The sequence below is a fragment of the Peribacillus sp. FSL R5-0717 genome (genome assembly GCF_038002945.1).
Taxonomy (GTDB): domain Bacteria; phylum Bacillota; class Bacilli; order Bacillales; family DSM-1321; genus Peribacillus; species Peribacillus frigoritolerans.
This window is the reverse complement of sequence record NZ_JBBOOF010000001.1, coordinates 1,674,241-1,693,907: the sequence shown is the minus strand read 5'-3', so window position 1 is coordinate 1,693,907 and position 19,667 is coordinate 1,674,241. Positions and strand designations below refer to the sequence as shown.

15 protein-coding genes, 1 pseudogene and 4 other annotated features are annotated in these 19,667 nt (G+C 37.6%); of the genes and pseudogenes, 12 read left to right on the top strand and 4 right to left on the bottom strand.

Annotated elements, in window-relative coordinates; translation table 11 throughout:
- Window positions 1-79: 79 nt before the first annotated feature.
- From bla to NYE65_RS08200, 3 genes are all read left to right on the top strand, one after another.
- Window positions 80-1,027 (top strand): class A beta-lactamase, encoded by a 948-nt coding sequence (bla, locus tag NYE65_RS08210; protein WP_340860436.1) that lies wholly within the window; start codon window positions 80-82, stop codon window positions 1,025-1,027.
- Between the two features lie 228 nt (window positions 1,028-1,255).
- On the top strand, window positions 1,256-1,657 hold the full coding sequence (locus tag NYE65_RS08205) for a DUF6157 family protein (protein WP_340860435.1): 402 nt from the start codon (window positions 1,256-1,258) through the stop codon (window positions 1,655-1,657).
- Window positions 1,658-1,799: 142 nt separating this feature from the next.
- Window positions 1,800-2,225: a hypothetical protein gene (locus NYE65_RS08200; protein WP_340860434.1), complete on the top strand. Its 426-nt coding sequence runs from the start codon at window positions 1,800-1,802 to the stop codon at window positions 2,223-2,225.
- Window positions 2,226-2,365: 140 nt separating this feature from the next.
- On the opposite strand, the gene NYE65_RS08195 is transcribed toward NYE65_RS08200, so the two are convergent.
- Window positions 2,366-3,097: an NADPH-dependent F420 reductase gene (locus NYE65_RS08195; protein ID WP_340860432.1), complete on the bottom strand. Its 732-nt coding sequence runs from the start codon at window positions 3,095-3,097 to the stop codon at window positions 2,366-2,368.
- Window positions 3,098-3,341: 244 nt separating this feature from the next.
- On the opposite strand from NYE65_RS08195, the gene NYE65_RS08190 reads away from it, so the two are divergent.
- From NYE65_RS08190 to NYE65_RS08170, 5 genes are all read left to right on the top strand, one after another.
- Window positions 3,342-3,701 carry a winged helix-turn-helix transcriptional regulator gene (locus NYE65_RS08190; protein ID WP_340860431.1) on the top strand — a complete coding sequence of 120 codons (360 nt, stop codon included), beginning with the start codon at window positions 3,342-3,344 and terminating at the stop codon, window positions 3,699-3,701.
- Between the two features lie 293 nt (window positions 3,702-3,994).
- Window positions 3,995-4,432: a VOC family protein gene (locus NYE65_RS08185; protein ID WP_063590018.1), complete on the top strand. Its 438-nt coding sequence runs from the start codon at window positions 3,995-3,997 to the stop codon at window positions 4,430-4,432.
- Window positions 4,433-4,895: 463 nt separating this feature from the next.
- Window positions 4,896-6,029: a zinc-dependent alcohol dehydrogenase gene (locus tag NYE65_RS08180; protein ID WP_072273612.1), complete on the top strand. Its 1,134-nt coding sequence runs from the start codon at window positions 4,896-4,898 to the stop codon at window positions 6,027-6,029.
- A 581-nt stretch (window positions 6,030-6,610) separates the two neighbouring features.
- Window positions 6,611-6,976 (top strand): cupin domain-containing protein, encoded by a 366-nt coding sequence (locus tag NYE65_RS08175; protein ID WP_340862109.1) that lies wholly within the window; start codon window positions 6,611-6,613, stop codon window positions 6,974-6,976.
- Window positions 6,977-7,494: 518 nt separating this feature from the next.
- Window positions 7,495-8,463 (top strand): hypothetical protein, encoded by a 969-nt coding sequence (locus NYE65_RS08170; RefSeq protein ID WP_340860428.1) that lies wholly within the window; start codon window positions 7,495-7,497, stop codon window positions 8,461-8,463.
- Between the two features lie 301 nt (window positions 8,464-8,764).
- Here NYE65_RS08170 and NYE65_RS08165 read toward each other — a convergent pair whose 3' ends face one another.
- Complete coding sequence (locus tag NYE65_RS08165) at window positions 8,765-9,220, bottom strand: YfmQ family protein (protein WP_340860427.1); 456 nt, start codon at window positions 9,218-9,220, stop codon at window positions 8,765-8,767.
- 427 nt (window positions 9,221-9,647) lie between these two features.
- Window positions 9,648-9,906 (top strand) — a binding site (T-box leader).
- A gap of 58 nt (window positions 9,907-9,964) precedes the next feature.
- Window positions 9,965-10,223: a binding site (T-box leader), on the top strand.
- A 58-nt stretch (window positions 10,224-10,281) separates the two neighbouring features.
- Window positions 10,282-10,540, top strand: a binding site (T-box leader).
- Window positions 10,541-10,598: 58 nt separating this feature from the next.
- Window positions 10,599-10,858, top strand: a binding site (T-box leader).
- Between the two features lie 406 nt (window positions 10,859-11,264).
- Here NYE65_RS08165 and brnQ point away from each other — a divergent pair.
- Window positions 11,265-12,611 (top strand): branched-chain amino acid transport system II carrier protein, encoded by a 1,347-nt coding sequence (brnQ, locus tag NYE65_RS08160; RefSeq protein ID WP_340862108.1) that lies wholly within the window; start codon window positions 11,265-11,267, stop codon window positions 12,609-12,611.
- 482 nt (window positions 12,612-13,093) lie between these two features.
- Entirely contained in the window at window positions 13,094-14,113 is a 1,020-nt protein-coding gene (locus NYE65_RS08155; RefSeq protein ID WP_340860425.1) for a hypothetical protein, read from the top strand.
- A gap of 441 nt (window positions 14,114-14,554) precedes the next feature.
- Here NYE65_RS08155 and NYE65_RS08150 read toward each other — a convergent pair.
- Window positions 14,555-14,878: pseudogene (locus NYE65_RS08150) on the bottom strand (NucA/NucB deoxyribonuclease domain-containing protein); the annotation flags it as partial.
- 828 nt (window positions 14,879-15,706) lie between these two features.
- Between NYE65_RS08150 and NYE65_RS08145 the strand changes: the two are divergent.
- Window positions 15,707-16,717: a Vgb family protein gene (locus NYE65_RS08145; RefSeq protein ID WP_340860424.1), complete on the top strand. Its 1,011-nt coding sequence runs from the start codon at window positions 15,707-15,709 to the stop codon at window positions 16,715-16,717.
- Between the two features lie 294 nt (window positions 16,718-17,011).
- A complete protein-coding gene (locus tag NYE65_RS08140) occupies window positions 17,012-17,179 on the top strand; it encodes a hypothetical protein (protein WP_340860422.1) in 168 nt (55 codons plus the stop codon).
- A gap of 294 nt (window positions 17,180-17,473) precedes the next feature.
- Here the strand turns inward: NYE65_RS08140 and NYE65_RS08135 are convergent, their stop codons facing one another.
- Window positions 17,474-19,654 carry an MMPL family transporter gene (locus tag NYE65_RS08135; RefSeq protein ID WP_340860420.1) on the bottom strand — a complete coding sequence of 727 codons (2,181 nt, stop codon included), beginning with the start codon at window positions 19,652-19,654 and terminating at the stop codon, window positions 17,474-17,476.
- Window positions 19,655-19,667: the final 13 nt, after the last annotated feature.

Genomic DNA, 19,667 nt, shown 5'->3' with positions numbered 1-19,667 from the left:
TCTGTTAAAATTCCTTGCATGAGGTTGTTTTTTCAATTCGTACATAAGAGTCTAATCAAATAATTAGGAGGTTTACATGATGAACAAAAGATGGTTTTATCAAATACTGGCACCAATAGGCTTGGTGCTTATGGTTGCAGGCTGCTCAGATGAGGAAAAACAGGTTGTACAACAGTCGGAAACAGAACAAACCGGGGGAACTAACCAAACATCGGAAAATAATACGGCAAAAGAAGCCACAATCAAGAAATTTGAACAACTTGAGAAGGAATATGATGCAAAGCTTGGGGTCTATGCCATTGATACAGGAACGAAAAAAACCGTGGAATTTCATGAGAACGAACGATTTGCGTTTACATCTACCCATAAGGCTCTGGCTGTAGGGGCACTTCTACACCAGAAATCAATAGAAGACCTTAATCAAAGAATTACCTATACAAGTGAGGATCTTGTTAATTATAATCCGATTACCGAAAAGCATGTTGATACGGGGATGACCCTAAAGGAGCTTTCTGATGCTTCGCTTCGATACAGTGACAATACTGCTGGAAACCTTATCCTTGAACAACTGGGGGGACCGGCTGGATTTAAAAAAGTACTGGAGGGAATTGGAGATAATGTTACCAACCCTGAGCGAATTGAGCCAGATTTAAATGTAGTTAATCCTGGTGAAACGCATGATACGAGTACACCAATAGCACTTGCTACTAGTCTTCAGGCTTTTACATTGGGAGATGCACTTCCAACTGAGAAACGTGAACTTTTAATAGATTGGATGAAGAGAAATACTACTGGAGATGCGTTAATTCGTGCTGGAGTGCCGAAAGGTTGGGTAGTGGCTGATAAGACTGGAGCGGGATCATATGGTACGCGGAATGATATTGCGATCATTTGGCCATCAAAAGGAGATCCTATTGTTCTTGCTGTACTTTCAAGTCGTGATGAAAAAGATGCTGATTATAACGACGAGCTTATTGCTGAGGCAACAGAAGAAGTAATTAAGGCCCTTAAAGTCAAAGGTAAATAGAAAATGATTGTGCTAAAAAAGGTTACGTTAAGTAGCCTTTTTTAGTAGATTAATTCCTATAATGATCGTTATGGTGACCCTTCTTCAAAGCCCATTAACGAAAGCCTTTCATCATCTGTATTGCTATGAAGACATAACGAAGCGACGCTTTTTTTATAGAGCCAAAGGGGCAGGATGGTGGAGGGAAATAATGGTATGATATGGTATGTAGACTAAGGAGGTTATTATATGAGTTATAAGAACACACTTATTACCATTTCAGAGGATTCAAAAGTTTCTTCAGCAAAGGTCCCTGTCATCAGAAACGAAAAACCGACCATTGCTTATATTGAGCATGATTTGATTAACAATAACCCCTATAAATTTACACAAGAAGACGTAAAATTCAAAACATATTTAATCAAAAATCAAATGGAAGCGGAAAATGCAGCTGAACTTCGAGAACAGTTCTTTTCAAAATCCAAGGCTTGTTTCAGGGCTTCTCCTTTAGTGAAAAATTATGGTTGGGGAATTCATTATAATAATCAAGGGAAAATTGCCATATATGATGTTAACAGTGAAATGTATAACCTGTTGCTTAAGCAAGATGACATTACAAAACTTAAAGGCATGCGCTCCAAAAGAAAATAAATGCAGGATTTTTCAAAACGTAGTGACTGGAACTGTAAAGCGATGAAGATGACGAAACGAAAACATGTTTGAAGCTAAGAAGGTATAGTCATTTTTAATCATTTTAATAATCAGTTTATTCTGATATTATAAAAGGGATAAAATGGGAGGAGGAAATAACATTAAAAACTTATTTGCAATCTTAAGTACCTTTGTGTTAGTTCTGGTAGGTGGGATGGTATTAGGCAATTCTTCCGCACAAGCAAGTGTTCCTCAGTATTCTTTTCAAACAGAAGATGGAAAATGGGATGGTGAAATTGGAAATCCTAACAGAGGTAGTGACTTACAGGTAGAACTGGTTTCCCCAATCTATTTAAAGACTTCTTCTGGAAGTAAGTTGTTGACTAATTATAGTAACATATGGACCCGTCTCTGCAATGCCAGTACTGGAAAGTGCACAGGCTATCATAGCTTAGCTGGTGGAAAGACCTTATTCACAGATATGAGAATAGGTAAATTTTATGTAGATGTTAAAGATGGATACTCTTCCGGAAGTGTATCTGGAAAACTGCAAATTGTTTTCAAATAACATGTAATACTAGCTACCCACTCTTAATGGGTAGCTTTTTATCATGAAAAAAAATCGAGATCGGACTGGAAAGGCTTTTGTGGATTGTTTGGTGGCAATATACAAAAAGGTACACTTTAAACTGAGTGCACCTTTTTGTTTTATGAATTATATATTTCTCTGTTCATATACACGATATCTTTATTTGCGAGGGGGAAGTTAGAAGCTGATAGCTTCTCTATTACCTTATCCCGCAGGAATGGGGCTTTTTCTTTATTTGCTTTTTCCAATGCTTTTGTTAGTTCTTCTTTTGTTAGTTCTGTGCAGTATGCAGGAGTTCCCGGCTGTTGTCTCCACGAATCACTTAAAGAACCACTATCCACTGTGTCGAAGCCTAGCTGGTTTACTACGTCCATGATTATTTGTTTTTGTGATACGTCATTACCAGCAATCGCCATGGCAATGCGTCCACTAGTACCTTCGGGGGTTCCCTCATTTTCTAAAGTATAGGCTAACAAGTTGTTGAAAGCTTTGATGATAGGTTTACCTAATTGATTGGAAACCCAATCACTTTCAACCATCCCGTTCTCAATTTCTGCAATTTTATTGTCTCTGCTAGGGTAATAATTTGAAGTATCTACGACGATTACTTCCTCCCCAACTTGCTCGATAATGTTCCGAATGCTTGGCAGTGCTGTTAAAGGGAGAGATATTATAAGAACTTCAATATTGGTCATTACATCTTCTATAAGGACAGGTGTTCCAGCAAGCTCTTTTCCTTCTAAATGTTCAATTCCTCGTGCATCTGCAATTTTTACATCATGTCCATTCTTAACTAATTTTTTAGAAATGATCGACCCGATTGTTCCAGCACCTATAATTCCAAATTTCATCATTTCTCCTCCTAAAGAATTTGTATATCAAAGAGTTGTTCTGCTTAAAGTTAACATTGATATTTTTATCTGAATGAATATCACCACTTTATCAATCCGTAAACATATCTCATTAGATATTAAAAATATTGAGTGTTTTTATTACATATACTAGAATATAACCAATTCTCATTTCTTTGAAGAAGGCAATAAAAATTGCCATAGTACATTTTTTTGTACCTAACAGTAGAAAGCAGGTGAATGGGTGTCTAGAATATGTAAGGATGGATTTGACAAAAAGTGTATAAAGGAACAGAGAGAAGTATATGGCATTGCCTATACCCAAAATATACTATCTGGACGTTGGAAATATCTCATTCTTTGGTTTATAAAGTCCAAAGAGCGCCGTTATAGTGAAATCAAAGCTTTTTTAGGGGATATTTCACAAGGTTCTCTTACAAAACAACTTCGAGAACTAGAAACAGCTGGTTTAATTAATCGCAAAATTTATCCAGAGGTTCCTCCTCGTGTTGAGTATTCATTATCCTCAAAAGGGGAAGAACTCATTCCTATTATTGATTTAATGGAAGAATTCGGGAAGAAGTTTGGGGAGCAGGTAAACTAACCAAAGCTAACACATCCATCGTTAACCCCAGAATTCAAAAACTAAATGGTAGATAAAGTAAAAGTTGCGGGAGAGAAAACGTTCTAACGCAGCTTTTTCTTTTACCATAAAAATTTGACTAAAAGTAATCAAGAGCTGATCAGAAGCTCTTTTTCTTATGGCACTAACGGGGCAGGATATTGAAGAGTGCTCTTTGCCTTTCTTCAACAAGAAGGTTATTTTCTGTTTTTAGAGAATTAGAATGTAAGAATACAGGATATTGCAAAATAACAGGAACAAAGGAGGTATGAAATATGAAGATCCACAGAATAGATCATGTAGGTGTAATCGTAAATGATCTCTCTGCTGCTAAAGAGTTTTTTCTCGATTTTGGACTTGAAGTGCAAGGGGAATGGGAAATGGAAGGAGATTTGATGGATCGGATGAGTGGGCTTAATGACGTTAAAGTAGCATGTGTAGGATTGGGGAAGCCAGACGGTCAGGCATGGATAGAGCTAATTAAATTTTATACGCCGTCAGATGAAAAAGATAGTCAGCAACCTTTTGCAAATACCCTGGGCATCCGGCATATTGCATTTGCTGTTGAAGATATAGAAGCTCTTGTTGCCAAATTGAAAAAGAAAGGTACGGAAATCTTTAGTGAGATACAACAATATGAAGATAGTTATAAGTTATGCTACTGTCGTGGACCAGAGGGAATTATTTTAGAGTTGGCGGAGCAAATCAAATAAATTAAGGGTAATTAATGGTTTTTGTACTTATAAAATCATGCATAAATGGTAAAAAACGAACAGATGCCAAACCTTTTATCTGGATATATATGGCTATACATCACCCGGAATTGTTTCAATTTGCAACTGAAATTGAATGAATGAATAAGGACTTCTTTATTGCAAAGGGGTTCTTTTTTTGTTCATTTCTCTTGTTGAACTATGGGGGCAGGTCAGTTTAGTTCAGTAAGGGTTATGAAATGGTCTGTTACTAGCAAATTATTTCCCCGAATTAATTCACGGTATATACACTTACAATAACTAATTCGAAGGCTACCACCATTACTTCGTGGTCAAAACGGTGCGACTTCTTTAACTTACATAAAACAATTACGCTAAGAGTGAATAAGTATATTATTTACTTTCTTTGTTGACGATAGTTAAGAGTGTTAACAGTTTTAGAATTTAGGAGGGCCCTACATTTATGAAGGCTGTAACTTATCAAGGACCAAATCATGTACAGGTTAACCAAGTAGAGGATGCAAAATTAGAAAAAAAAGACGATATTATAGTTAAGATTACTTCTACTGCTATTTGTGGATCTGATTTGCATTTATATCAAGGTAACATGCCATTGCCCCCAGGATATATTATTGGCCACGAACCAATGGGGATTGTAGAAGAAGTTGGACCTGAAGTGACAAAAGTAAAAAAGGGAGACCGTGTTGTCGTTCCCTTTAATGTTTCATGCGGACATTGCTTTTATTGCCAACATGAAATGGAAAGCCAATGCGATAACTCAAACCCTCATTATGATTCTGGAGGATACTTTGGTTATACTGAGAAGTTCGGTAACCATCCAGGTGGTCAGGCTGAATATTTAAAAGTCCCTTTTGGAAACTTCACTCCCTTTGTTATCCCCGAGTCATGCGAATTGGAGGATGAGTCACTGCTCTTTTTATCGGATGTTCTGCCAACAGCTTATTGGAGTGTAAAAAATGCAGGTGTAAAATCAGGCGATACAGTTATTGTTCTTGGATGCGGACCTGTTGGGTTGATGGTACAAAAATTTGCCTGGATGGAAGGTGCAAAGCGTGTAATAGCAGTTGATTACTTGGATTACCGAATCAATCATGCGAAAAAGATGAACAATGTTGAGGTATTTGAGTTCACAAAATACCCTGATATGGGGGAACATTTAAAAGAGATCACACATGGTGGGGCAGATGTCGTCATCGATTGTGTTGGTATGGATGGAAAGAAATCACCCCTAGAGTTTCTGGAACAAAAATTCAAACTGCAGGGCGGAACCCTTGGGCCTATTCAAATTTCTACTAAAGCTGTCCGAAAGTATGGGACAGTGCAAATGACTGGAGTTTACGGAGGTAACTATAATTTATTCCCATTAGGTGCATTTTGGGTTAGAAATATTAATCTTAGAATGGGACAGGCTCCAGTCATTCATTTTATGCCAGAATTGTTTAAAAAAATAACAAATAACGAATTTGACCCAAGAGAAATTATCACACACAAAATGTCCCTTGAAGAAGCAAGTCATGGTTATCGAATTTTTAATAATCGTGAGGATGAATGTATAAAAGTCGTTTTAAAACCGTAATACTCTTCTCTTTCCAAAAGGCTGTTTTCACATACTTTGTTGCTATTTACCAGGTAGTGAGTTGTGGTTGATTTCCCCTCCAGATGCTCGCTTTCCGCGGGGCGGGCGGTGAGCCTCCTCGACGTAAACGCCTGTGGGGTCTCACCTGTCCCGCTGCTCCCGCAGGAGTCTCGCACTTCCGCTCCAATCAACCTTAAATAGTTTCGTTTTAAAAACATCAATCTTTACGAAAAGAGCCTTCCAAAAAGACTTCATACTGTGTATGGAAGTCTTTTTTTTGTAAAATTTTTTATGGATAGGCGAAAAGTGGAAGTCTGAGTCCTATCTTTGACATTGGCAGGAGTCATTCATCATTAAGTATATCAATCTTTAACTAGGTGCAAATAAGGTAGGTTGCTGCTGCAACTCTTTTTCTTAAGGCACTAACGGGGCAGGTTGATTCAAGAGTAGTGTTTGGTCTTTGTTCAACAATTGGACCATTTTGTGGAAGATCAGCAGAAACTTTTGAGGTCTTCATCAAAATAGTAATTAATCTATGGAAGTTGTAAAATAAAGGTAAGAATAGTTCTGGGGGGATTTATATCAATTATAATGCTATTAATCTTAGCGAGAAACTGTCCAAATTCAGTGAACACTGGTCGCCCAAAGTCATTGGTGAAATGAATGACTATCAGTTTAAGTTAGTTAAGATTCAGGGGGATTTTGTATGGCACGATCATAAAGACACCGATGAGGCATTCATCGTGATAGACGGCGAGATGTCCATCGCATTCCGCGATGGAGAGGTTAAACTTTCCAAAGGAGAAATGTATGTGATACCAAAAGGTGTGGAGCATAAGCCTTATGCTGAAAAGGAATGCCATATAATGCTGGTAGAGCCTAAAGGTGTAGTCAACACGGGTGAAACTAATTTAAAACTAACTGCTGAAAATAATATATGGATTTAAACCGATAATTTTCCTGTTACTATCTTTGGATCAACATATAAAAGGAAGTTACATATTTTCCGCAACGGGAGCGATTCTTTAATAAGAATCGCTTTTCTTAATGAACGAACGGGTGCGTTAGCAGAAGATCGGAGTTGTCTTTAAGTCAGCTTTTTCTTCTTGAACTATCGAGGCAGGATAGTTCAAGAAGAATTAACACAAGAAGGTCGTCAATGAAGACAATCCTCTTGTGTCAATTTTTTTTTAGAATAAGGGATTTATAATTGGAATATTATGTTAAAGTTAAAGCGAACAGAGCAGTTTTTATGGTATTGATGGTGAGCGTAATGGGGGAAATGATTATCTTCGAGAAAAGTCCTATGATTCATTAAAACTAAAACAGTTTAAATGATAATTCTTAAGGGGTGTTTATTTATAGTTATAAATAGAAATAAACATGAGAGTTTAATTGGGAGCGCTCTGTTCATTGTAGAGGTAGAGATTTACGAACTCACTGGTCTGGCTGCCGAGGTGACCTCATGACAGAAATGAAAAAGCAGCCAATTTCACATTTGATGAAGAAGCGTAGATTTTGGGGGTATGGTGCCGCTATAGCGGTAATGCCTTATCTGTTAATCAAAATAGCCTGGACGTTCGGTCTCTTCATGCCGACCGAACAAATGGGCGACCCAAGTTGGCGCACTGCAAACGCAGTAACAATGGTTCTAGCTGCAGTTGGTATCCTGTTAGCATTGGCGTTTAGCATGACATGGGGTGAGCGACTGCCCGCCTGGTTGGTTGCCTTGCCCGTCTGGGTAGGTACTGGTTTACTTATTCCCATGCTGTTGCTGGCACCTGTGCTTGGTCCTGCTGCTATGATACGCGATCAGCAGGCAGGTGCTGCTAACGTTTGGGTATATGAGCAGATCTTCGTGATGGTGTCACTGGTTGGAGTCGGCATCTGCCTACCTTTCGCCTTAGCTGGATACGCTAAAGCGCGTTGGCCAGAGGCATTTGCTGATCCAATCGACATTGAATTACTCCCGGGCAACAGCCAGAAACTGCATATCACCTTGGCTAGGCTTGTCGCGGCTGGCTGTATCCTGCTTGGATTTATTAAGCTATTCTGGGCGGTTGGTGGAACTATTGGCATCAACCCAGCCATGTTGGATAACCGCGATTTATGGTGGCACCTATTGTCGTTGAGTACCGGTGTGTGGGCCTTCGCGGGGGCGTGGGGTTTGTTGGTATTGACCACCCGCCGCGGGTCGAAGCGGTTCCTCCCTCCTATGGCAGCAGCATGGATCTCGTCGGGAATGCTGTTCTCTTATAACCTCTTTAACCGCTTGGCCGCCACTCGCCCCGATGCACAACCTGCTCTAGAGAACCCGCTTGCATATGTACTGACCACCGAGTTAGGTAGCGTCTTGGGAGTGATGATGGGAATAATCATCCTGATGGTACTGCACGACCGCCGGAGAGCAATGCGTAGTTTTAAAAGTAATTAACGTTCCTAATATTGAATTATATATTTATAAAAAGAAAATAAATTAAATGAAAAGGCCCCCAATAGGGCCTTTTAAATGTACGATTCTTTACATTATCATACATTAAAATCAAGAAAAAAATTCCCTTGTTCAGCTAAAGTGTGCGTCGTACTAGAAAATGGTCACTGATGAGACCGGGATCTAGGTGAGCGAGCCAAAAAATGAAGGCATCCTTATAAGAGGAGAAGAAGTCGTGTCACAAAATAAATAATTCCCAATCAAAAAACCACACATCATGGTGTGGTTTTCATTTTTCTTCCTTTTATGCTTCTTTTACATCCATTCCCTTCATCATCGAACGGTCTTGGAGGCTTTCGGAACGCATGCTATATGCCACGAGCTTCTTCTTGTCCTGTTTTACGACATCCACATGGTCACCGTACACGAACATCAATAACCGAATATCCTTTTTGCCTTTTTTCGTATCGATGACCAAAGGCTTAACACCGCTCTCTGGGTGTAAAAACAAGGAATCGTTTCCAGGGAATATATGATTTTTCTTCAAAACTATCGCCTGGTTAACATCCTGAATCACTTGGTTCTTCTCTTCCCCTTCCAATCGTTTTCCGTCCATCGTGATCACGGTATTCCCGTCACTAAGTGTTGGATGCAACTTAAATTTATTTAAAAGCCAATTGACGACATCGGTTGGAAGGCAGGTAACAACTAGTTTAAATATCGTTAAAATAATGGTCAAAATCAAAACGGGTCCTGTCATTTTTTCATCATCTCCGTATGTTATAACTGCCTCATTATAAACAGCTGCCTCTATATTACCAAAAGAATGGCCATTTTTTCTTTCGAAAATATGTCCATTCTCGTAACGTTTTCCTTTTGGGGAGTGCGGTATAAACTAACGGTCAGGGGGTTGCTTCCGCAGCTCCTTTCATATTGCAAAGGGAAGATTAGTAATAAAGATGTTTAAACCAGTAAATACGTTGCTCCATATATTGATATTGTTTAATCATGGAACATACAAACAGTTATAGCTTAAATTTCATTTTGCTCTCTTGATTTCTGGACATTTCTTATTATTGTATAAGCTCTCTTCCGTTCAACAAAAGGTGTTGACATAACATTTAAATTTCTATAAAATCAATTACTATAAAACTTAAAAGAACATGTCGTTTTATTACTTTTAAATAGATTTAGCGTTGAAAAGGAGTAGTAAAAGAGAACATTAACGTTTAGAGATCCGTTCCATTGGCTGAGAGAACGGTCGTTAGTTCTTTTTGAAAGTCGCCTTGGAGCTTTGCTTGCGAAATGGTTATTTTAATATCCACAGTAGTGAGTAACGGTTAGTCTCGTTAACAGACTCAAGTCTAATTTAATTAGACTTATTAAGCTTGTTTTCCGTGAGGAAGATAGGGAAGCTGAGTGGTACCGTGTGTTTTCGCCTCAGCAATTGTCCAGATTTTGTAAAAATTAACCGGACAATTGCTGAGGCGATTTTTATTTTAATATACTAGCGTTGAAAAGGAGTAGTAAAAGAGAACTTTAACGTCCAGAGATCCGTTCCATTGGCTGAGAGAACGGTCGTTAATTCTTTTTGAAAGTCGCCTTGGAGCTTTGCTTGCGAAATGGTTATTTTAATATCCACAGTAGTGAGTAACGGTTAGTCTCGTTAACAGACTCAAGTCTAATTTAATTAGACTTATTAAGCTTGTTTTCCGTGAGGAAGATAGGGAAGCTGAGTGGTACCGTGTGTTTTCGCCTCAGCAATTGTCCGGATTTTGTAAAAATTAACCGGACAATTGCTGAGGCGATTTTTATTTTAATATACTAGCGTTGAAAAGGAGTAGTAAAAGAGAACTTTAACGTCCAGAGATCCGTTCCATTGGCTGAGAGAACGGTCGTTAATTCTTTTTGAAAGTCGCCTTGGAGCTTTGCTTGCGAAATGGTTATTTTAATATCCACAGTAGTGAGTAACGGTTAGTCTCGTTAACAGACTCAAGTCTAATTTAATTAGACTTATTAAGCTTGTTTTCCGTGAGGAAGATAGGGAAGCTGAGTGGTACCGTGTGTTTTCGCCTCAGCAATTGTCCGGATTTTGTAAAAATTAACCGGACAATTGCTGAGGCGATTTTTATTTTAATATACTAGTGTTGAAAAGGAGTAGTAAAAGAGAACTTTAACGTCCAGAGATCCGTTCCATTGGCTGAGAGAACGGTCGTTAATTCTTTTTGAAGGTCGCCTTGGAGCTTTGCTTGCGAAATGGTTATTTTAATATCCACAGTAGTGAGTAACGGTTAGTCTCGTTAACAGACTCAAGTCTAATTTAATTAGACTTATTGAGCCTGTTTTCCGTGAGGAAGATAGGAAAGCTGAGTGGTACCGCGATACTCTCGCCTCAGAAATCAAACGCGTAATGCGTATTTGATTCTGAGGTGAGAGTTTTTTGTGTAATAAACAGGAAATAAATCAGAAGAAAAATACATTTTAAAAAGGAGAAAACATGAAGAAGACCATTAGGATTTTAGCTAATAATCAACCTGGTTTTTTACTGCAAGTAACCGACTTGCTCTTAAAACATAGAGTGAAAATTAAAAATTTTATATCCATGTTACCGAAGAGCCAGGAAGGATATTGATCACTATCACTATATGTTTAGATGAAATGACATTTGAACAATTGGTACAGCGATTGTTTAAGAGGTATGACGTCGTAGAGATTTGAGAAAATATCGAATGAAAAAAATTCTATATATGTTAAAAGCTTTGATCTAATTACAATTACAAAGATGACATTGGGAGGAAGAAATGATGAAAGATCTTTCAATAAAAGACACTGTATATACTGGTTTAATGTTATTTGCTTTATTTTTTGGGGCAGGGAACCTTATTTTCCCACCATCTCTAGGACATGCATCAGGGGTGAATTTTGGGGAGGCAATGGTTGGATTTCTTATTACATCAGTTGGTCTACCTGTATTGGCCATAACTGCTATTGCTAAATCAGGAGATTTACAAACACTAACGAACCGTGTGCATCCAATTTTTTCTGTTCTTTTCACACTTATAACTTACTTGTGTCTTGGCCCTTTCTTGGTAATTCCGCGAGCAGGAAGCGTAGCTTTTGAAATGGGAGCGGCCCCATTCCTTCCTGATGAACTAAAGAACCAGGAGTTACCTCTTTTTATATATACAATTATTTATTTTTCTTTTAACTATTGGCTATGTCTAAACCCTTCAAAACTCTTTGAAAGGATCGGTAAAACCTTAACCCCAATTATATTAGGGCTTATTGCTATTATATTTACTCAAAGCATGTTTCACCCGATTGGAGAATATGGAACACCTTCTCCAGCCTATCAGGATGCCGCAGCATTCAAAGGAATTATGGATGGCTATTTGACAATGGATGCACTAGCAGCTCTTTTATTTGGAAGTGTTGTTATTGCAGCAATTAAAAAAAGAGGTATACTTGAATCAAAAAAGCTAACTAATATTACTGTAAAAGCGGGTATAATTGCAGGTGTTTGTTTGGCAATTATTTATCTTATGTTAGGTCATTTAGGTGCTACTAGCCATTCCTTGCTTAAGTCACCTGAAAATGGTGGAGCGATTTTAACAGCTGTCACTACTCATTTATTTGGAAACTCAGGAAGTATGCTACTAGGGGTAATTTTTACCCTTGCCTGTTCAACAACATCTGTAGGACTTATCATTTCTTGTGGCCAATATTTCTCTAGAATTATTCCACATTTTTCTTATAAAAGGTGGATTGGTATTCTATGCTTAGTTAGTATGGCTATTGCTAATTTAGGCTTAACTCAAATTATCTTGATTTCTGTTCCTATTTTAACTGCTATTTATCCATTAACTATCGTTTTAATTATTTTATCTTTCTATCATAGGTACTTTAAAGGATATCCCTCTGTATATGTAGGTGGTTTGATAGGTACAGCCTTGATTAGCATCGTTGATAGTTTGAAGCAAAGTAAATTCCAATTGGATTTTATTACAAATCTCTATAGTCATATCCCGTTATATACAGAAGGAGTGGGATGGATTTTACCTGCAATCTTTGGATCTATCATTGGCTATTCTTATTCATTTGCTATAAAGAGATATAGCGAATCCAATGTAAAAAGTAATACCAATAAATAGCTTAATGATTATGGATCTTCACATTGCACATTAGCTTCATAATTGGAGGCTGTGTAACTTTACTGAAAGGACATCTATATATTTAGTTGATCTTCCGCAATAAGGCGCAGCTGTTGAATAATTAAATCCCAATTTCTCATTTATATCACTGAGGGATTGGGATTTTTAATACTGGAATATTCTTAACGTTGTAAATCCGCGTTTTGCTGGCGGTATCCCTTATAGCCTACGCACCATACGCCAATCGGTGCACATTCACCATGCATACCATTCCACTCAAAACGTACAATGCAGGATGCGACTGACTACCACAATAGAATGAGTGAATTAGGGGTAGCATCATGACGGTACCCCTATTAGGACAAAATAACTGAGAATAATCTAGGTAATTATACATATTTTTACATTATTTTATTATAGTGGTATTTTTTGTTAGTTAACAATGATACTCTTATATTGCTATAAGAAAAGGGGGAAAACAAGTGAAGAAAAAGAGAAATCTCTTTATACTAGCATTTTTATTTTTATTGACAACCGCTTTATTACCGAACGGTGCGTATGCTGACACGAATGTTATCAACTATGAGAAAGATGGTAGAGTTAAGCCTGTGGAAAATGCTGAGTTATTATCTGAAAATCAATTGGATAGTGTACTAGATGCCATTGGCTTGGAAGAAGAAAACTTGGATGATATGTCGAAGAAAGAAAAGGTCTATATGGCCAGCCAAGGCGGTAAGGTCGTTGATGAAGTAGAAGTGGAAGAGAAGTCTTATTATGTTTCACTCGATGGTACAAAAACGGAATACACTGAAGAGAATGAAGAACTCATAACGCAAAAAAAGATTGAAGATCTAAAAACCTACAATGAAGCAACAGGAGAGTCTTTAGAAATAGAGAATGTTTATCCGTCAAAAGTGAAACAAAATTCTGGAATCTCTTTAATGGCTGCTTTGCCGAAAGACGGAATTAAAACAAAAATTAAGGGCGATTTGGAGCTAACCCAACAAGTGATTTATCTTGGTTCCACTAGTACTCAGTATAAATACTCATTCGTTTCAAATGCTCATTGGAATGATACACCATTAAGCACTAAGACCGATATTTTAGGGTCCGCTTGGAGTGAGGAAGCTGTTGCTAAAGCTGACACATTTTCAGGTTTTTGGGATCAAGGAAAAGAGATTGCTGACGGCAAAGGCGGTACAACTTGGACTTTTGATGACAAAAAATTGAGTATGAAAAGCCCGAAAGCCTACGGTCAATATGTGACTGTATCATTAGGTGGCGGCGACTATCAAAATATTAATATGAGTAGAGAAGTGCGGGTGGGTAAATCCAAAAAAGGAGAACCTGCTTACGTACAAACAACTTATTTCCATACATATACCAATATTTCAGGTTTAAGTGCGTCAATCGGGCCGGTTTCTGTGGATATTCCAAGCAAGTGGTTACAATCTGGAGATGAAATCTATGTTGAATATAGTTTCACCTTCGGTAACACCTAATTTTGCTTAGAAAGGATAGTTTATGCTATCCTTTCTTTATCTTTGTTATATAAGGGGTTGCTTCTATGAACATATTCTTAGACTTTTTTGGATTTTTAACTACACCAGTATGGTGTATTATTTTATGTCTAAATTTCATTTCTATACTACAAAAAATTAAATTAAATAAGGAAGATTATACGAAGAACACTTTTTGGTTTACCTTATCTTTCACATTCCTTATCTCTATATTATTCTACTATGTAGCAGCTTATTAGTCTGAACGGTTAAAGGCCAGTTCCGACCACTAAATTGAAAAATGGCACTCAGAGGAGTGCTTTTTTTGTGTGTTTGAACAAGTGGTAGCTTAGTAAAAAATAAAAGAGGAATACAGTCATCAGATTTTTTTAATAAAGAGCCTTAATCTAATGTAGCAAGACTCTCATAACTTTTCTACTGAATTCACTCTACAACGAATAAAACCTTTGTACCATCGGGATAGTCACTTAATTGATGAGATACCCACGAGCCAGCACCACGATTGTCTGATGGGGTTATATACTCAATATCTGCTCCCGCTCCCCCTTCTTCACACATGGCCATTGGGTATTCATCACGATCATATCCCATTCTAGTTTGAATATTTTCCAAAGATTCATCACGATTCTCGTCTGCTCCATTTCTATCAATGGTACAAATATTGGAACTTCCATCAGCAATGGCATCTTCTATATGCTCAGCTGTCTCCGGGTACTTTTCTGACGGAAAGTTAATTACAACATTATAACTTTCCTCAGATAAACACTCCTTTACTTTGATATTAAATTAAAACGATAGACGTAAAATACGGCTATCGTTTTTTGGAATCAATTATCTTGAAAGAGTTTGAGAGCGTTTCTTATCTTTGTCGTTATTCTGCTCTTGTTCTTTAATTTTTCTAGCTATTTCTTGAACACCCTTCACTTAAAAGACTTTAGGTGATTGTACCTTATCGACTTGTTTTTCTTTAGTTAAGTTATTTGCAACTGTTCTCACTTCATCCATATCAATTTTTACTTTTGGGGGTACCATGCCCATCAAGCTAAGAAAATAGGTCCCCCAAAAAAAACGATAAATTGAGCTTATAAGTTACAAGAAAGTCCAAAATTTCATTCTGGGGGTACTACAAAACTTTAACTTGATGGCAATGGGGTAGCATCAGGAAAAAGAGTATTTACAACGAAATTATGAACTTTATTTTGTAGGGATTGGATTGTGTCTAAAAAGGCTCTACACTATTGAGATTGTGAAAGAATGTACTTAAACTAAAGGGCAGTTTAGTTGAAGAACAATAAGTATCAGTTACTACAAGAATCAGAGACGACTATGTTCTTGGGTATTGCCGACTTAATCGTAGGCGAAGGCAACATCCCACACGTAACCCATCCCATTTACGATGAAAGTAGTAAGGAGAGAAGTAGCTGACCATTGGTGTGTACTACGTAAAGTTAAAATTGTGTTGTTTTATCAGCGAGTTTATCCCATACAAAAAGCTCTCAAACGAATATATTAAAATAAGATTAAAATTACTTTTTTAATCTAAAAAATTTTAATAGAAGGGAGTTTTTTTCGGTAATGAAATTACGAAATGACTTTCTCTACATTGGTGACGGCTCAGACAACACCGTGAAGACTTTCGATGCAGAAACGGGGAGGTTTCTTGGCAGTTTTGTTGCATCCGGCAGCAATGGCTTAAGCGGTCCTCGAGGACTGATTTTCGACCATGTGGGTAATCTCCTAGTCACGAACCAAAACGTTGGACAACCTCAGAATGGTGACGTTTTGAAGTATAATGGACAGACCGGTGCGTTTCTGGGTGAACTTGTCAAATCGAATGCACCAGGCGCCCCGTTTGCACCGCGCGGCATCGTTCTGTCGAAGAAAAATGTCCTGTTTGTGGCGGACATGGGTGACGTAGACGTGCCGGGAGAAGTACGGTTGTATAATGGCACCACAGGGGTGTTTCTTGGAAACCTCGACCACTCCGGCTTCACTGGACAGTTCCATCCTCGTGCTTTGGTCATTGGTCCCGACGGCGTGCTGTATGTATCCGTACGCAATCTGCCACAGCCGGAAGGTGGCGCTGTTCTGCGATTTAATCCAAAAACTGGGGAGTTCCTTGGAGTATTCATTGAGAGCAACACTGTTAACGACCTCAACCGTCCAGAAGGCTTAGTCTTCGGTCCCGACGACAACCTCTATATCACCAGTTTCAGAAGGGACGCGAGTGACACGGACAAAATTCTGATTTTCGACGGTGAAACGGGCAAGTTTCTCGACAAGATTAACCTTGATTTCGTCGGGCAGCCACGAGCCTTTGCGCAGGCAATTCTATTTGGTCCTGATGGAAAACTGTTTGTGCCAATTAATGGTGACGGTCCCGACACAGGTTCGGTGCGGCGATACAACCTCCATCATCATCATAAAACGTTCGATGTGTTCGTGCCACCGGCTTCAGCGGGTGGACCGTTAGGGATGCCGTGGTATCTAACATTTGGCAATACAAACCCCGGTACACTAGCTTACCAGCATGACCAGGAAGAGAGCAGCGACCATCATCACCATCATGTTGACGAGAGTAGTTAATATTTGAATATATAAGGAAAGAACGTTCTAACATTTAGACCGGTCTTTTTTGGGCAAGGTGTAACCCTTCTAAAAGGTTATATTTACCATTTCTATGATTTGTTAAACAATATTCCTTATTGAGCTAACGGGTGCTTTAGCTGAAGATCGGAGCTGCCCGTCCTTTAAGGCAGCTTTTTCTTTATGCAACTATCGGGGCAGGTTACTTGAAGAAGAGCTATGTTAAAAGTACAATCACGTTTACTAATTAATGGTAACATTAAATTAATGAATTTTATTAGGAGAGCTAAAATTATGGGTATTATACTTTCAATTTTTTACGGCTTTGTTGGTTTAGTTATTCTATTTTTTATTGTTCAATATGCCATAAGTATTGTGATTGACAATTCTAAAAAAGCTAAGGCTTTAAGGTCCGAACTTAAAGAAATAAAAAATCAACTCAAAGATTTAGGTGGAAAATAAACACATAAGAATTTTTCTTATTCGTTAGGTGGTAATTGGAGCTGTCTTTAAGGCAGATTTTTTCTTAATGAACTAACGGGGCAGGGTAGTTCATTAAGAAAATAATATACTAAAAGAGCCATTTCGCTAATAAATCCAGTTTAAGCAACTTATTTCACAATAATTACAAATTATAAAACCAAATTCTATCTTTTTAATGTAGAAAAAGGACTGAAGAATAACAAGAATCGACTTCCTTCAGCCCCATTAGTTAAAAGTATTTATGCATTATTCGAACTTAACATCTTTCTCCTTTTATTTCCTTTTTCTTTCTATTTCTTTTATAAATGATTCTCCTTCAATATCTAAATTTGGTAGTAGTTTTTCTAACCACTTTGGCAAGTACCAAGAAGCTTCTCCCATTATGATCATCACTGCTGGTACAATAGCCATTCTTACTACAAAAGCATCAAATAGAACGCCAAATGTGAGAGAAAAGCCCATTGCTTTAATTATTGGATCTGGAGCTAACATGAATCCAGTAAATACTGAAATCATAATCAACCCAGCAGCTGTTACTACTCCACCACTATCTCTCATTCCTGCTAAAACAGCTTCGCGTGCATCCCCAGTATGTGTAAATACTTCACGCATTCTACTAACTAGAAAGACCTCATAATCCATTGCTAACCCAAATAAAATCCCTATCACAATGACTGGTAAGAAGCTTAATACAGGATTAACAATGGGAAATCCAAATAAATCAATTAAATTTCCATCTTGTATAACAAATACAGTGAATCCTAATGTTGCACCTAATGAAAGTAAAAATCCTAGAACTGCTTTTAATGGAACTAGAATAGACCTGAATACTAGTACTAATAAAATGAATGAAAATCCAATAATTAATAAAGCGAATATTGGCAATGCATCACTCAATTTCTGTGATATATCAATGTTTACCGCCGTAGTACCTGTAACCATTAATTTTAACTGTTCGGATTTTTCCAAGGTCTTTGCCTTTTCTCTAATATCGTCTACAAGATCTTTTGTTTCTGAATCAGATGCTCCTGTCTCTGGAGTTATAGAAATAAGATACCATTCTCCTGAAGGTCCAGGAATTGCTGGACTAACATTTTTTACATTTGATAATCCACTTAACTCTTCTATAGTATCACTTAATGCTACTTGTGGATTGGTTGTTTCGCTTGATGTTTTAGCGGCTACAATTAATGTTGCATGATGGCCTGGGCCATAAGCTTTGCTAAGTAAATCATATGCTTTTCTTTCTGTTGTCTCTTCATTTTTTGAACCGTTATCTGGTAATGCGAGTTCCATATGGGAAATAGGGATAGCAATTATAGAAAGAAGTATAATTCCAATAACTGCTACCCTCCACGGGCGTTTTGCTACAAAATTTCCCCATCTATCGGAAGTAGTTTGTTTTTTATCGCTTTTAATAATTTTGCTTAAATAGGTATTTTTTCTATCTGGTCCCACTTTATGTCCCATCAGACCTAAAAAAGCTGGAACCACAATTATTGCAATAAATATTGCTAATAATACGCATAGAGCGGCAGATAGACCCATCATTGTTAAAAATGGTATTTTTGCAACAGATAAACCTAAGAGGGCAATGATGACTGTTATGCCAGCAAACACTACAGCACTCCCGGCTGTTCCATTTGCAATTGCTACAGACTCTTGAACAGAATATCCTTCTTTTCTTTGTTGTCTAAAACGAGTCATAATAAAGAGAGCATAATCAATGCCTACTGCCAGTCCCAACATTGCTGCTAACGTTATCGAAACAGAGGTAATTTCCAAATAATTTGTTCCAATCACAATTAATAAAATTCCTATAGCTAGTCCAATAACCGCCGTAATAATTGGCAACCCGGAGGCTAAGAAGGAAATAAAAGTAATTGCCAATATAACATAAGCAATAACTACCCCAATTACTTCTGTGATTCCTCCAATTTCCATTTCAGAAAATAAAACATCACCAGCTAATTCTGTTTGAATACCTGCATCACGTGTATTTTCAATGTTTTCAATAATATTTTCCTTTGATTTTTCCGATACCTTGTCTGCTGCTACATTATAAGTAACAATTGCATAACCTATTTTCTTATCTTTACTTAAATTCCCTAACTCTAATGGGCTTGCTACAGAATCAATATGTTCATCTTTTTCTTTTATCACTCTCAATGTATCCGTAATTACTTTATTAATCTCTTCAGAATCTAAGGTTTTATTTTCAGGTGCTTTTAATACTAACTGTACTTGGCCTCCGGTATTAGAGGGAAATTCCTTTTTAATGAGTTGAAGGGCTTTTTCTGATTCTGATCCAGGTATAGACATGTCTTCAGAAAAATTTGGTCCCAGATTCATTGCAATAATTGCTATCGCAAGGAGAACTGTTAATGAGCCTCCAATTAATTTTTTACTATTGTTTGCCGCCCATTCTCCTAATTTATAAAGATACTTTGCCATCAACAGTTTCCTT

Excerpts from the sequence above, each read along its gene's own strand:
- bla (WP_340860436.1), top strand. The coding sequence starts at position 80 with ATGAACAAAAGATGGTTTTATCAAATACTGGCACCAATAGGCTTGGTG.
- NYE65_RS08205 (WP_340860435.1), top strand. The coding sequence starts at position 1,256 with ATGAGTTATAAGAACACACTTATTACCATTTCAGAGGATTCAAAAGTT.
- NYE65_RS08200 (WP_340860434.1), top strand. The coding sequence starts at position 1,800 with ATGGGAGGAGGAAATAACATTAAAAACTTATTTGCAATCTTAAGTACC.
- NYE65_RS08195 (WP_340860432.1), bottom strand. The coding sequence starts at position 3,097 with ATGAAATTTGGAATTATAGGTGCTGGAACAATCGGGTCGATCATTTCT.
- NYE65_RS08185 (WP_063590018.1), top strand. The coding sequence starts at position 3,995 with ATGAAGATCCACAGAATAGATCATGTAGGTGTAATCGTAAATGATCTC.
- NYE65_RS08180 (WP_072273612.1), top strand. The coding sequence starts at position 4,896 with ATGAAGGCTGTAACTTATCAAGGACCAAATCATGTACAGGTTAACCAA.
- NYE65_RS08170 (WP_340860428.1), top strand. The coding sequence starts at position 7,495 with ATGACAGAAATGAAAAAGCAGCCAATTTCACATTTGATGAAGAAGCGT.
- NYE65_RS08165 (WP_340860427.1), bottom strand. The coding sequence starts at position 9,220 with ATGACAGGACCCGTTTTGATTTTGACCATTATTTTAACGATATTTAAA.
- brnQ (WP_340862108.1), top strand. The coding sequence starts at position 11,265 with ATGAAAGATCTTTCAATAAAAGACACTGTATATACTGGTTTAATGTTA.
- NYE65_RS08145 (WP_340860424.1), top strand. The coding sequence starts at position 15,707 with ATGAAATTACGAAATGACTTTCTCTACATTGGTGACGGCTCAGACAAC.
- NYE65_RS08140 (WP_340860422.1), top strand. The coding sequence starts at position 17,012 with ATGGGTATTATACTTTCAATTTTTTACGGCTTTGTTGGTTTAGTTATT.
- NYE65_RS08135 (WP_340860420.1), bottom strand. The coding sequence starts at position 19,654 with ATGGCAAAGTATCTTTATAAATTAGGAGAATGGGCGGCAAACAATAGT.